General features: G+C 62.4%; 13 protein-coding genes. 10 read left to right on the top strand and 3 right to left on the bottom strand.

Features of this window, described 5'->3' with window-relative positions:
* The first annotated feature begins 35 nt into the window (after window positions 1–35).
* The 8 genes from P3T21_RS25845 (at window position 36) to P3T21_RS25880 (ending at window position 8,218) form a co-directional block, all read left to right on the top strand.
* Window positions 36–851, top strand: a complete 816-nt coding sequence (locus tag P3T21_RS25845; protein WP_429258809.1) for a DNA-binding domain-containing protein — start codon at window positions 36–38, stop codon at window positions 849–851.
* A complete protein-coding gene (locus P3T21_RS25850) occupies window positions 848–1,312 on the top strand; it encodes a DoxX family protein (protein ID WP_429258810.1) in 465 nt (154 codons plus the stop codon). Before P3T21_RS25845 ends, P3T21_RS25850 begins: the two co-directional genes overlap by 4 nt.
* A gap of 371 nt (window positions 1,313–1,683) precedes the next feature.
* Window positions 1,684–2,757 carry a VIT1/CCC1 transporter family protein gene (locus P3T21_RS25855; protein ID WP_429258937.1) on the top strand — a complete coding sequence of 358 codons (1,074 nt, stop codon included), beginning with the start codon at window positions 1,684–1,686 and terminating at the stop codon, window positions 2,755–2,757.
* A gap of 870 nt (window positions 2,758–3,627) precedes the next feature.
* Complete coding sequence (locus tag P3T21_RS25860) at window positions 3,628–3,768, top strand: hypothetical protein (RefSeq protein WP_429258811.1); 141 nt, start codon at window positions 3,628–3,630, stop codon at window positions 3,766–3,768.
* A 116-nt stretch (window positions 3,769–3,884) separates the two neighbouring features.
* Window positions 3,885–5,528 (top strand): NRAMP family divalent metal transporter, encoded by a 1,644-nt coding sequence (locus tag P3T21_RS25865; RefSeq protein WP_429258812.1) that lies wholly within the window; start codon window positions 3,885–3,887, stop codon window positions 5,526–5,528.
* Between the two features lie 274 nt (window positions 5,529–5,802).
* Window positions 5,803–6,111 (top strand): acylphosphatase, encoded by a 309-nt coding sequence (locus P3T21_RS25870; protein ID WP_429258813.1) that lies wholly within the window; start codon window positions 5,803–5,805, stop codon window positions 6,109–6,111.
* A 66-nt stretch (window positions 6,112–6,177) separates the two neighbouring features.
* Window positions 6,178–6,993: a creatininase family protein gene (locus tag P3T21_RS25875; RefSeq protein WP_429258814.1), complete on the top strand. Its 816-nt coding sequence runs from the start codon at window positions 6,178–6,180 to the stop codon at window positions 6,991–6,993.
* Window positions 6,994–7,054: 61 nt separating this feature from the next.
* On the top strand, window positions 7,055–8,218 hold the full coding sequence (locus P3T21_RS25880; protein ID WP_429258815.1) for a YncE family protein: 1,164 nt from the start codon (window positions 7,055–7,057) through the stop codon (window positions 8,216–8,218).
* Between the two features lie 39 nt (window positions 8,219–8,257).
* On the opposite strand, the gene P3T21_RS25885 is transcribed toward P3T21_RS25880, so the two are convergent.
* The gene (locus tag P3T21_RS25885) at window positions 8,258–9,142 is read right to left on the bottom strand and encodes a bifunctional helix-turn-helix transcriptional regulator/GNAT family N-acetyltransferase (RefSeq protein WP_429258816.1); all 885 of its coding nucleotides are present in this window, start codon (window positions 9,140–9,142) and stop codon (window positions 8,258–8,260) included.
* A gap of 300 nt (window positions 9,143–9,442) precedes the next feature.
* Here P3T21_RS25885 and P3T21_RS25890 point away from each other — a divergent pair, with 300 nt between their 5' ends.
* Both P3T21_RS25890 and P3T21_RS25895 read left to right on the top strand, forming a co-directional pair.
* Window positions 9,443–10,348, top strand: a complete 906-nt coding sequence (locus P3T21_RS25890; protein WP_429258938.1) for a S1C family serine protease — start codon at window positions 9,443–9,445, stop codon at window positions 10,346–10,348.
* Between the two features lie 159 nt (window positions 10,349–10,507).
* Entirely contained in the window at window positions 10,508–11,035 is a 528-nt protein-coding gene (locus P3T21_RS25895) for a response regulator transcription factor (protein ID WP_429258817.1), read from the top strand.
* 58 nt (window positions 11,036–11,093) lie between these two features.
* Here P3T21_RS25895 and P3T21_RS25900 read toward each other — a convergent pair whose 3' ends face one another.
* Together P3T21_RS25900 and P3T21_RS25905 are read right to left on the bottom strand one after the other, a co-directional pair.
* Window positions 11,094–12,389 (bottom strand): MFS transporter, encoded by a 1,296-nt coding sequence (locus tag P3T21_RS25900; protein WP_429258818.1) that lies wholly within the window; start codon window positions 12,387–12,389, stop codon window positions 11,094–11,096.
* Window positions 12,386–12,871, bottom strand: a complete 486-nt coding sequence (locus P3T21_RS25905) for a MarR family winged helix-turn-helix transcriptional regulator (RefSeq protein WP_429258819.1) — start codon at window positions 12,869–12,871, stop codon at window positions 12,386–12,388. The genes P3T21_RS25900 and P3T21_RS25905 overlap by 4 nt, the downstream gene beginning before the upstream one ends.
* Window positions 12,872–12,932: the final 61 nt, after the last annotated feature.

Raw genomic sequence — 12,932 nt, forward strand, 5'->3', positions numbered from 1 at the left:
AGCGATGGCCGAGGCCGCGCTTGAGGAGCAACGTCTTGAATCTCCGCGTGCCAACGCTGCCTGAACTGCAGCGCGCGATGCAGCGAAGCCTGCTCAACTGCGCGGACGGCGACGCGTCGGCCTGGGTGATCGCCGACGGGCTGGACGCTGCCACACGGCTGGGCATTTACCGGAACACCTGCGCGAGCGTGCTTTCCTCAGCCCTTCGCCTGGCCTTCCCGGCCGTGCAGCATCTGGTCGGGCCGGCGTTTTTTGACGGCGCTGCGCGGTTATTCGTTGCACAGGCTCCACCGCGCAGTGCGTGGCTGGATGAGTACGGCGCGGAATTTCCGGACTTTCTGGACCGGCTGCCACAAGCGGCATCGGTGCCTTATCTCGCCGACGTCGCACGTCTGGAATGGCACGTCAACCTCGTCCTCCACGCGCCAGACGCCGCGCCGCTCGATATCGCGCGCCTGACGGCGCTGGGCGAAGCCGGGCCGGCGGAATTGCGCTTCCAGTCTCACCCGGCGGTGCGGCTGCTGCGGTGTGAATTCCCGGTTGACGTCATCTGGCGCGCAGTCCTGGAACACGATGACCGGACCATGGAAGCAGTCAATCTCGCGGATGGGCCCGTCTGCCTGCTCGTTCAGCGAACGCGGAGCGGCATCGATGTGGTGCGTCTGGGCGAGTGCGAATGGCGCTTTACAGCAGCGCTGTTTTCGGGGAAATCGTTGCCCGCAGCGCTGGAAGAGGCATCCTGCGACGACGCGCACGCCGTGCTTGCCCTGCATCTGGCGCGCGGACGCCTTGTGGACGCCAGCGTGGGTTCAGGGACATCCGCACGCGCGTTCCGGGGGACTTCTCCATGACGCGCGCTCCCCAACCGATCGGCCCGTCCCCGGTCAATCGTAGTCGCATCACGCGTCTTGCCCGATGGCTCGAGCGTGTACCCTACGCGCTCCTCGCGATCCCGTTACGGATTGCGGTTGCGACCGTCTTCTGGAACTCCGCGATGACCAAACTGGCGAACTGGGAGACCGCTCTTGCCCTGTTCCGCGATGAATACAGATTGCCGCTCCTGCCGCCGGAACTCGCCGCCTACATGGCCGTGTCGATCGAGCTAACCACACCCGTGCTGCTGATTTTAGGCCTGGCAACCCGGCCTGTTGCGTTCGTCCTTCTGGGGATGACAGCCGTCATCGAAATATTTGTCTATCCCCTGGCATGGCCCACGCACGTTCAGTGGGCTGCCATGCTGCTGGTGCTCCTATGCCGCGGTGCCGGAACCTTGTCCGTCGATCATTGGCTACGATACCGCTGGATCGGCTAGTTCTCTCCGGCAGGAGACGAGACTGGCTAACGACCCTCACAATTCGCGGAAGGCAGAAACTGGTGAGCGAGGTGCATCGCATCAGACAGCAAATCGAGGTGGACGAGCGACCGCGCGAAGATGAGCACAGTTGCGACGGACACAGCAGCAATCGCTCACAGCCTTCCGGGCCTTCATTCGCTCCGGAACGCGCGCGGCTTAAGCGAGAATGAGAGCCCTTGTTATTCGCAATTAAAGCGAAGCGTGTGGCCTTTATCTTGTTGTCACGGGAAACCACCTACACTCGCGCGATGACTTTCAGGACCACTGTGCTCATGACACAACCCCACAAGAAAGACGTCAAACGGTTCCGTGCCAACCTGCGGGACGAGATGGACGGTGCTGCGCTCTATGAAGAACTCGCGGCAGCGGAATCGAACTCATCCCGCCGGGACGTATTCCTGCAGTTAGCTCAGGCTGAACGGGAGCATGCGGAGTTATGGCGCGCCAGGCTCGCGGAGCGGGGCATCCACGCTCCAGTTGCCAGACCGTCATTCAAAACGAAGACATTGCGCACGCTTATACGCCGGTTTGGTCCAGGCTTTGTACTTCCAGTGCTGGCTGCCGCCGAGTTTGCGGACCGCGACAAATACGCAAACCAGCCGGATTCACTCGGCCTCTCTGCAGACGAACACAGTCATGCGGCAGTCGTGGCGGCAGCAGCGCAAAGAGGCCACACCGGGGGCGTGACCGGCGCGGAAATCGTCCGGGCGGAGTCATGGCATCGCGGGGCGTCGGGCAACGATTTGCGGGCCGCGGTGCTCGGCGCCAATGATGGCCTTGTGTCGAACTTCTGTCTCATCATGGGCGTGGCCGGCGCCGGGTCATCCAGCAAGGTCATTCTTCTCACTGGACTCGCTGGCCTCATCGCAGGCGCCTGCTCCATGGCGTTAGGCGAATGGCTTTCGGTGACGAACGCGAGGGAACTCGCTTCGACTCAGATCGCGCGTGAAGCTGAGGAGCTCGAGCACACGCCCGAGGCTGAACAGCGGGAGCTGGCGCTCATCTATCAGGCAAAAGGTCTCGATAAGGACGAGGCACATCGGGTGGCCGAGCAAATAATGCGCAACCATGACAAGGCGCTCGATACGCTCACACGGGAAGAACTTGGCATCGACCCGGATGAGCTCGGAGGCAATCCATGGAGTGCGGCCGGCACGTCTTTCGGCCTCTTCGCCTTGGGCGCCATATTTCCAGCGATGCCATTTTTCTGGTCGCATGGCCTCATTGGCATTGCGACGAGCGCCGCGCTCAGTATCCTTGGATTGGCGATTATCGGCGTGGTCACATCGCTGTTCAACGGGCGGACCGCCTGGTTTTCATCGGCCCGCCAGGTCATCATTGGCTGTGTCGCCGCCGCCTTCACATATGGCGTCGGCGCGCTGCTCGGGGTGTCGATGTCGTAGCGTACGGCTCGACTCGCCCGTATTCGGGCGAGTCGATACATCGGCATCAGAACGTGATGCTGGTCCTCACGCCAACCACAGCTTCGTTGCCGACACGTTGCGATGGATTGTCCCGGCTGGGAATGCCGCCCGCCGGCCAGAACGCGCACTGGAAGGATGTGACACGCGAAGTGTGGCGGCACTGTGAATCCGGTCCTCGCTCAGGAAAACCACCCGCTCAGCCGTAACACAGGGTCATTCGCAGCCGCCCCGCGCTTTCATCCCCCTTTCTTGACTGCCGTTCTGAAAGATCTGGAGGCGCCCGAAAATTAATATTTTCTCTGCTTAACGAAGCATATTGACTTCGGATTCGGGCGACGCCTAAAATTTAACAATCTTCACAAACGGGGCTGATGCCTTGGACACCTGCAGTAGTCGACCTTCGAATATTTTCGCTGCCTGACCCGCAGGACGTCGCGCTCCCTTTTCCTAGCCGCCGTCTTGCCAGCAGGCAGACGGTGCGCGCCGTAGTCACTCTCTCCGTGCACCTTGATTAGCGCCATTCGGCCGCAGCGATAACGCGCGTCCGTTTGGCAACGCGTCGCGAGCATCAACTCGCGGCTGCGTTCGTTCGCGCCCTTTCAAACCATCGGCGCGGGCGGGCGCGTGGATCAGCACACGCGTAGCAGATGCGTGTAGCAGGCGTGCGTACCTGACGCCGATAAGGAGAACCGCCATGCCGGACAGTGACAGTTACCCCATATGCCGCTCACCTTTACCTTTGCCTGAGGAAAGCGAGTAGACGTTCGTCGCTGCGCGCATCGTGCGCCCGGCCTTCGCGTCTTCTGGCTTTTCTCGAACCGCGTTAAGCCAGACGCCCGGAGAAATATCATGACTTTCGGCCTCCTTCTGTCGCACCTGCCGCACATCCAGGAATCACGCGTCCACTACGACGCCATGCTTGCCCCGCACGCTCCCGAACCGCACAGATTCGCCGCGTTCTGGCTGCGTCGCGAGACTCCCGTTTCTTGATTTCCCACGTTCTTTTCCGCCATACGCAAGCGACGCCAACGTTGCACGACACACGCCCTTACGTATGCCGGAGGTGCGCATTTCACTTCAAATCCAGACTCAGAGAAGAAAGCAAAATGTCTACTCCAACGCAAGTCTCATCAACGCGAAGCGCCGTGCTCGACGCGGCGCACGTCGGCGACATCAGGGGCGCGCTCGGCACGATCGCCCACCACGACACCGCACCTCGCACCAGCTGGTGGGCGCGCTTTCGTACGCTGCTGGCCATCCTCGGCCCGGGTCTCATCGTGATGGTCGGCGACAACGACGCCGGCGCCTTCGGCACCTACACCCAGGCGGGGCAGAACTACGGGACCACCTTGCTGTGGACCATGCTGCTTCTGGTGCCGGTGCTCTTCGTCAACCAGGAAATGGTGCTGCGGCTCGGCGCCGTGACCGGTGTCGGCCACGCGCGCCTCATCTTCGAACGCTTCGGCAAATTCTGGGGCGCGTTCAGTGTTGTTGATCTGTTCATTCTCAATGCACTGACTATCGTGACCGAGTTCATCGGCATCACGTTCGTGCTCGACTTCTTCGGTGTCTCGAAGATTGCCGGGGTGTGCATTGCCGCTGCGCTGACCATGGCCGCCGTCAGTACGGGCAATTTCAGGCGCTTCGAACGCTTCGCGGTCGGGCTGTGCGTGTTGAGCTTGTTGCTCGTGCCTGTGCTGGTGTCGATTCACCCGCCGGTTGGCCAGATGACACGCGACTTCTTCATTCCGAACTGGCCCGCTCACTCGAAGCTCAGCGACGTGATGCTGCTGGTCATTGGCATCGTCGGCACCACCGTTGCGCCGTGGCAGTTGTTCTTCCAGCAAAGCTACGTGGTCGACAAGCGCATCACGCCGCGCTTCATGAAGTACGAAAAGGCCGACCTGTGGATTGGCATCGTGTTCGTGCTGATCGGCGCAGTGGCGATGATTTCGTTCTGTGCTGCGCTGTACGCCGGCAAGCCCGAGCTCGGCAATTTCACGGACGCCGGCGGCATCATCACAGGCCTGGAAAAGTATGCAGGCCGCACGTCGGCTGTTCTCTTCGCGGTCGCGCTGTTTGACGCCGCCATCATTGGCGCTGCGGCGGTGTCGCTGTCGACTGCATACGCAATTGGCGACGTATTCAAGATTCGCCACTCGCTGCATCGCCCCGTGTCGGACGCCAAAGGTTTCTATCTCGTTTACTTCGGCATCGTTGCTGCCGCTGCTGCGCTGGTACTGATTCCTGGCAGCCCGCTGGGTCTCTTGACCGAAGCGGTGCAAACGCTCGCGGGTGTTTTGCTTCCCAGCGCTACGGTGTTCCTCCTGTTGCTGTGCAATGACAAGGCCGTCCTCGGTCCGTGGGTCAACTCGAAGAAGCTCAACGTGTTCACGGGCGCCGTGATCTGGGTGCTGGTGATGCTGTCCATCATCCTCACCGCGTCGGTGATGTACCCGGACATTACGGGCCAGACGATTCTGGAAACGCTCGCTGGCGGGACACTGCTGGCCATCGTCGGCTATGCCGCGACGTTAGGCCTTCGCAAGCTGCGTCGTGAAAAGGCAGACGGCGTGCAGACGTATCCGAAAGGCGCGCGCGATACTTGGCGCATGCCGCCGCTGGACGAACTGCCGGCCCCGAACCTCACGCTGGCCAAGCGTGTCTGGATGGGCGTGCTGCGCGGCTATCTGCTGCTCGCGGTTGCGCTGGTCATCGTGAAGGTCGTGCAGATGACGCTCCTGAAGTAAAACAGACTCCGGCGCAGTCCGTACTCTCTCCATCCATCCATTCGCTCACGCGCAATCCACACCTGCCCGCAACCAGCCGGCAGGTTGCGTGGCGCGAAAGGTGGATGTCGTGAGTCGGCCTCGAACGCGCTCTGTCCGCTCAATCCGCACCGACTCACGGGACATTCGCTTTCCGAACAATGACAGCGCTGCTATTCGTTTTGCTCCCGGTACCGCCGAGCCGCTTCATTTAAGCGCCTTCGCGGGTGCATCAACATGAAACTGGAGTACGCGCATGGAATCCGGCGATAACGACGAGCCGCTCGAAACCCGGCTGGTACAGGTGCGTGGCGAGGTACAGGGTATCGGCTATCGGGAAGCGTGCGTACGCCGCGCCAGAGCGCTGGGCGTAACGGGCTGGGTTCGCAACCGGATGGATGGTTCGGTAGAGGCGATGCTGCAGGGCTCTCCGGAGCAGTTGGCGACCATGTGCGCCTGGCTCAGCGAGGGTATGTCCGCAGCGCTTGTCGACGAGCTCGAGGTGACTGAGGTACAGCCGCCGTTTGCCCGCTTTGACAACTTTGAGCGTCTGCCCACCCAGTGAGTGGTAGCAGGCAGCGACAGCTGGAGAACGTTCGTTTACGATAAGCATTTCCCATGAGGAGCCTTCATGCGCTTTTCATTAAGACGAGCTTTCGCTTCCGCCATTTTGCTCATCGCCACGCAGACCGTCTTTGCGCAAACCCCGAAAACCGTACTCCTTGAGGACCTGACCTGGACCGAACTGCGCGACCAGATCCATGCGGGCAAGACCACCATCATCATCCCCATCGGCGGAACCGAGCAAAGCGGCCCAGACGTCGCACTCGGCAAGCACAATGCGCGCGTCAAGGTGCTGTCGCAGCGCATCGCCGAGGGCCTCGGCAACGCAATCGTCGCGCCGGTCATCGCCTATGTGCCGGAGGGCGGCTACGCTCCGCCGACCTCGCACATGCGCTTTCCCGGCACGATCACCGTACCGGACGACGCGTTCGAGAAAACGCTGGAATCCGCCGCGAACAGCTTCAAGGTTCACGGCTTTACCAACGTCGTCTTTCTCGGCGACCACGGCGGCTACCAGAACGACGTCAGGCACGCAGTAGCCCAACTCAACAAAAGCTGGGCCGGCTCGGGCGCCCGCGCATTCGTGCCGCCAGAGTACTACGGCACCAGCTCGGACGGCTACGCGCAGATCCTGCGGCAACACGGCGTCAGCGATGCCGAGATCGGCACCCATGCGGGACTCGCGGATACCTCGCTGCTGCTGGCGGTCGCACCGCAGATGGTGCGGCTCGAGCATCTGCGAAGCGGTCCGAAACCGGGACCGGCCGACGGCGTCTATGGCGGCGACCCGCGGCACTCAAGCGTTGAACTCGGTCAACTGGGCGTTGACGCGATCGTGTCGCGGACGATCGATGCCATCAAGAAAGGGACCGCAAGCCATTGAAGCATTCGACACGCGCCCGCTTCCGCCCCCGATCGCCATTCACTCGATAACGGACTTCGCCATGCAATTGTGTTCTCCCCGCTTTTCGCATGTTGCAACGGCCGCCGCCGTTGCGCTGGCCGGTTTCTGCGGCTCCGGCGCTGCGTTGGCTGTCACCACGGTGGCCGGCATGCCGCCCGTGGCGAACCCCGATAACCTGTACAGCGAAGCGGGCGCCGGCCATATGAGCCCCGCGATCGCCAGCGCGTTGCCGCGTGTCTATGTGCCGAACCTGCGTTCGAATGACGTCTACGTGATCGATCCGGCCACGCTCAAGGTGGTCGACAGGTTTCACGTCGGCGTCAGTCCGCAGCACGTCGTCCCTGCATGGGATCTGCAGACGCTGTGGGTGGCCAACAACGCCGAAGGCCGCCCCGACGGCAGCCTGACCCCGATCGATCCGAAGACCGGCAAACCCGGCAAGGCGATCATGGTTGACGATCCCTACAACATGTACTTCACGCCGGACGGAAAAGAGGCGATCGTGGTGGCCGAAGCGCACGCGCGACTGGACTTTCGCGATGCGCACACGATGGCGCTGAAATCGAGTCTCGAAGCGCCGCAGTGCAAGGGCATCAATCACGCCGATTTCTCGATCGACGGCAGGTACGCGCTTTTCACCTGCGAATTCGGCGGCAAGCTGGCCAAGATCGATCTCGTCAGCCGCAAGGTCGTGGGCTACCTCGAACTCGACAGGAAGGGCATGCCACAGGACATCCGTATCTCGCCGGACGGCAAGGTGTTCTATGTCGCCGACATGATGGCCGACGGCGTCTACGTGGTCGACGGCGACAGCTTCACGAAGATCGGCTTCATCAAGACCGGCGTCGGTACGCACGGCCTGTACCCGAGCCGCGACGGCACCCGGCTCTATGTGTCCAATCGCGGCTCCAATCTCGTGCACGGGCCGAAACATGGCAAGGGCAGCGTGTCGGTGATCGACTTCGCAACACAAAAGGTCGTCGCGAACTGGCCGATTCCGGGCGGCGGCAGTCCCGACATGGGCAACGTCAGCGCCGACGGCAAGATGCTGTGGCTATCGGGACGCTTCGACGACGTGGTCTACGCGATCGACACGACGACCGGTTCGGTCAAGTCCATTCCGGTCGGCATGGAGCCGCACGGCCTCACGGTCTGGCCGCAGCCTGGGCGTTATTCACTGGGGCACACCGGGAACATGCGTTGACCGAGGCACCGCGCTCGGGCAGGCGTCGAACAGGCCACGTCAGGTCAGCTTCTTTTCAAACCAGTGGTGAGCGTACGGCTCGGTGCTGAATGCATCTACCTCAACATACCCAGACCGTCGATACAGACCGATCGCTTCAGATAACGTCCGGTTTGTCTCCAGACGGACGACCCGGCTTCCTGATTTCCGGACATGTTTCTCCGCTTCATCAAGCAGTCGCCGGCCCACGCCGAGACCGCGTGCGGCCGGACTGACCCACATCCTTTTTAGCTCGGCCGGAGATCTCTTGTGCAGCTTGAGTGCGACGCAACCTACCGGCCGGTCGCGCAGTCTCGCGACAATCAAGGCTCCAGCGGGCGCCGTCAATTCGCAGGCATCAGCTGAAAGACTCAGCGACGGGTCGAATCCTGACTCAAAACGCTTATCAAGTTCTGCAAAGTACTGCTCAAAGCACCAGCGCGCGTCTTCAGTAGTCGGGGCCTCGATCGAAAAGCGCACGAAAGATGGCTGTAGCAGCCGCTCGACTTCGGCCATCGCCGTGAGAAGTGCCACACGCTGCTGGTCGCTGAGCGGCTCCAGGACGCGCGAGGCCACCGCGTCCGATCGTCGGTCGAGTTCGGCTCTTTCATTGAGCCCGGTCTCGGTGAGACAGACCCTGCGCACTCTGCGGTCATCAGGATGAGCCTCGACCACCACCAGCCCTTGCCGCTCGAGAGAGACGAGGATACGACTGAGATAACCCGAGTCGAGGCCGAGACGCGCGCGCAGGGTTCGAACTTCAGCGCCATCGGGACCGATCTCCCACAGCAGCCGGGATTCGCCCATTGGGCGGCCGCGGCCGAGGAAGCGGTCGTCGATCGCGCCGATGCCCTCAGCCACTACCCGGTTGAAGCTTCGAACCTGCTGAATATCGAGTGTCTTCATAGTCTCTGACTTTAGTCAGAGATTATGACTTCGTCAACGCCCGCGTTTTCACTATGGGCATACATCACGCGCGTCCCGCAGCCGTGGCTGCAGCGATGCCTCCGATGTGCCTGCTGCATCCGGCCAGCTACCCGTTCGGGTGGTGTGCGTCCATTGTCGTTCTGTCATTCTGAATCCGCACGTCGCCACTTTACTTACCCAGGATCTGTGCGGAATGGGCGGCGTCAGGCGCGAGCGGATCGCGCCGCAATCGACAGGAGGCTTCAGATGGAAAATACATCGTCAAGCGGAAATCCCCTGCTGGATCTGTCCGACAATCTGGCGGCAATCGTCGAGCGGGTCGGACAGAGCGTCGTCGCGGTACACGGCCGGCGTCGCATTCCGTCAAGTGGGGTAATCTGGCGGCACGACGTCGTCGTCACCGCTGCGCACACGCTCAGACGCGAGGAAGGAATCGAGGTCACTCTGGCCGATGGTCGTGTGGTCGCCGCAGTCCTCGCGGGACGGGATACGGGCACTGACGTCGCCGTACTGAAACTGGACGGCGTGGACCTGGACCCAGTCGAGTCCGGCGATGCCCGCTCGCTCAAGGCAGGTCATCTTGCGCTCGCGGTCGCGCGGGGCGACGCGTTCGGCACCAGTGCCGATTTTGGCGTGATCGGCAGCGCTGGTGGTCCCTGGCGCACCTGGCGCGGCGGTCAGCTCGATGCCTTCGTGCGACTGGACGGCGGCCTGCATCCGGGTTTCTCGGGCGCGGCCCTCGCGGATGTGCGCGGGCACGTCATGGGCATCTGCACATCGGCGCTGGCGCGTGGCTTCGGCATCGTGATTCCCGGGATGACCGTGGAGCGCGTCACCGACGAATTGCTGGCTAAAGGGCGAGTCTCACGGGGCTATCTTGGTGTCGGCACGCAGCAGGTGAACCTGTCGGATGTGTGGATCAAGAACATGAACCTGTCTTCCAACCGCGGATTGCTGGTCAATTCGCTCGCGCCGGGCGGTCCCGCCGAGGCGGCGGGCGTGCTCCTCGGCGATGTGCTGATCGAACTGGACGGCAAGCCTTGCCGCGACATGGACGACGTGCACACCGCGCTGGGTTCCGGAAGCATCGGACAGCGGTTGAAAATCGGGTTGATCCGGGGCGGCGAACGCAACGCGTGTTCAGTCACCGTCGGCGAACGCCCACAACGGGATTCATGCCGGTGAAGTCCAGGAACCGGTCAAATGTCGGATGGACAGATGGCACAGATGGGCGCAGTTCAGGTCGCGGTCATTGCGGATTCGCCGCAGGTGCGCGCAAGCCTGCAAGCGCTTGTCGAGTCCAATCCGGCACTCAGATTCGCGGCCAGCGCAGCGGACGCGGAAATGCTCGCCGACCGTCTTGCCGGTTCAGTACCGGATGTGATCGTGATCGACGTGGAGCCCGCGGCGAGCGACGTGCCCCAGGACGGACTGGACGCAGGACACGCGCCCTCGGCGCTCGTCCTGTTGATCGACGAGGCGGACAGCGACTGGATCCTTGATGCCTTGCCGGGTGATGCGACGGCGATCCTGCCGCGCAACGCGATGCCAGGCGAAATCGTCGCATCGATCGAAGCCGTGGCCGCAGGCCTTAGCGTGCTGTCGCCGGAGATCCTCGCGCGGCTCCTGGCCGGACGGAAACTGCCGCGGCAGACGGCGCCCAGAATGCCCCTCGAAATTCTGACTTTGCGCGAGATCGAAGTACTGGCGATGCTCGCGGACGGACTCGGCAACAAGGAGATCGCACGGCAACTCGACATCTCGGACAACACGGTGAAATTCCACCTCTCCTCGATTTTCGGCAAGCTCGGCGCAACCAACCGCACTGAAGCGGTGATGCTCGGTATGCGGCACGGATTCATCATGGTGTAGTGAATCGACGCGATGTCGTCGCCGCGTCCTGGCGCTATCCATCGAACGTCAACGCCAATCAGGCCTGATCCACAGGCCGACCGATTCCAGCATCCCCAGCATGGAGCCTGTCGAAACTGAAGCGAATGCGTCCGCCGTCCCTGTGCACACGCAGATACCCGCACTTCATCAAATAACGGATTGCAACGATCGCTGCGGCAAAACCCGACGCTGCGCCTACGCCAAGCGCCCAGCGCGGCCCGAAGTGATCGGCGACCCAGCCGACCACCGGCGCGCCGAGCGGCGTGCCGCCCAACGCGATGGCAAGCAGTATCGCGACCACACGGCCGCGCATCGCGGGCTCGGTCGACAGTTGCACGAGGCTGTTGGTCGACGTCGTGACGGTCTGCGCGGCGACGCCGACTATCACAAGCGCGGCGCCAAACAGTCCATAGGTGGGCATGATCGCAGCCAGCGCGCAGCCGGATCCGAAAACGGCGGATGCAGTCAGCAATAGCGTGATGCGCGGTTTCGGCCGTCTGGCAGCGAGGAGCGCGCCAGCCACCGATCCGGTCGCCATGATCGACGTCAGCAGCCCGTATTGGCCCGCTCCGGCATGAAAGGCCGTGACCGACATCGTCGAAATGAAAATTGGAAAATTGAGGCCGAATGTGCCGATCAGGAAAAGCATGAGCAGGACGGTTTTCAGGTCAGGGCGATTCCAGACATAGCGAAGACCTTCGGCCAGACTTCCGCGGGTGGGCGCCGCCCTGCTCTTCAGATGAAGCTCATCGAGGCGAAGGCTTCGGAGCGAGCCAATGACGGCAGCAAACGAGGCCGCGTTGATCAGAAATACCCATCCTGTTCCCACCGCGGCGATCAGGACGCCGGCAACAGCAGGACCGATCATCCGTGCCGCATTGAAAGACGTGGAATTCAGCGCCACGGCGTTCGACAGATCACGCTCGCCAACCAGTTCCGACACGAAGGTCTGGCGCGCGGGTGCGTCGAACGCGGTGACGCAACCAAGCAGAAAGGCGAACACATACACGTGCCACAGCTGAACAGACCCGGTGACAGTGAGCATGCCGAGTCCAAGCGCCAATGTTCCCATCGCAGTCTGCGTGGCGAACAGGAGTCTGCGCCGGTCGAAATGATCGGCCGCGAAACCGGTTAGCGGCAACAGGAGTAGTTGAGGCCCGAACTGCAGCGACATGACGATGCCCACAGCGGTTGCGTTGTGATGTGTCAGCTGCGTCAGAACCAGCCAGTCCTGCGCAGTACGTTGCATCCACGTTCCGACGTTGGACACAATCGCCCCACTCGCCCACACCCGATAGTTGTAGCCGCGCAGCGAACGGAACGTGCCGCTCACCTGCCCGCTCCCGAGTCCTCAGGAACATTGCCGCCGTCGAGGACGCGCTTGAGCAGTTCGACAGCCGTCGCGAGCTTCTTTTGCTCCGCTGGCGCCAGCTTCGCGCGAATGGCACGGAACAGCCAGTCCTCCCGTGCCGCGCGGCCGGCCTTGATCGCTTTCCGGCACGCAGCGGTTAGCGACAGGACGGTTTGTCGACCATCTGCGGGATCCGGTTCGCCGCTCACGAGTCCGGCGGCCTTCAGCACGGAAACCGTCTCGCCCATCGATTGCGGACGCACGCCTTCAGCCCGTGCAAGCGCTGTCACGGTTGTGGGCCCCTCGCGCTCCAGTACAGACAGAACCCGTGTCTGCGACCAGGTGAGATCGCCCAGATTCGCCTCTTCGCGCATCCTTCTCTTCAGCTTGCCGCTGAGAACACGAAGCTCCCCTGCCAACGCTAACGCGCGCGCGATGTCGGCATCATCCTGCTGCTCGTTCATCTCCCGGATCCGTCGTAATTTAAGAAGGTTACCTTGTCAGGTTACCTTCGCATGCGCATGA

Origin of the sequence: Paraburkholderia sp. GAS334, from assembly GCF_050436625.1 — a bacterium.
GTDB lineage: Bacteria > Pseudomonadota > Gammaproteobacteria > Burkholderiales > Burkholderiaceae > Paraburkholderia.

What these genes read in the sequence shown, in the direction of transcription:
- P3T21_RS25850 (WP_429258810.1), top strand. Translation starts at nt 848, where the DNA reads ATGACGCGCGCTCCCCAACCGATCGGCCCGTCCCCGGTCAATCGTAGT.
- P3T21_RS25855 (WP_429258937.1), top strand. Translation starts at nt 1,684, where the DNA reads ATGGACGGTGCTGCGCTCTATGAAGAACTCGCGGCAGCGGAATCGAAC.
- P3T21_RS25860 (WP_429258811.1), top strand. Translation starts at nt 3,628, where the DNA reads ATGACTTTCGGCCTCCTTCTGTCGCACCTGCCGCACATCCAGGAATCA.
- P3T21_RS25865 (WP_429258812.1), top strand. Translation starts at nt 3,885, where the DNA reads ATGTCTACTCCAACGCAAGTCTCATCAACGCGAAGCGCCGTGCTCGAC.
- P3T21_RS25870 (WP_429258813.1), top strand. Translation starts at nt 5,803, where the DNA reads ATGGAATCCGGCGATAACGACGAGCCGCTCGAAACCCGGCTGGTACAG.
- P3T21_RS25875 (WP_429258814.1), top strand. Translation starts at nt 6,178, where the DNA reads ATGCGCTTTTCATTAAGACGAGCTTTCGCTTCCGCCATTTTGCTCATC.
- P3T21_RS25880 (WP_429258815.1), top strand. Translation starts at nt 7,055, where the DNA reads ATGCAATTGTGTTCTCCCCGCTTTTCGCATGTTGCAACGGCCGCCGCC.
- P3T21_RS25885 (WP_429258816.1), bottom strand. Translation starts at nt 9,142, where the DNA reads ATGAAGACACTCGATATTCAGCAGGTTCGAAGCTTCAACCGGGTAGTG.
- P3T21_RS25895 (WP_429258817.1), top strand. Translation starts at nt 10,508, where the DNA reads ATGCTCGCCGACCGTCTTGCCGGTTCAGTACCGGATGTGATCGTGATC.
- P3T21_RS25905 (WP_429258819.1), bottom strand. Translation starts at nt 12,871, where the DNA reads ATGAACGAGCAGCAGGATGATGCCGACATCGCGCGCGCGTTAGCGTTG.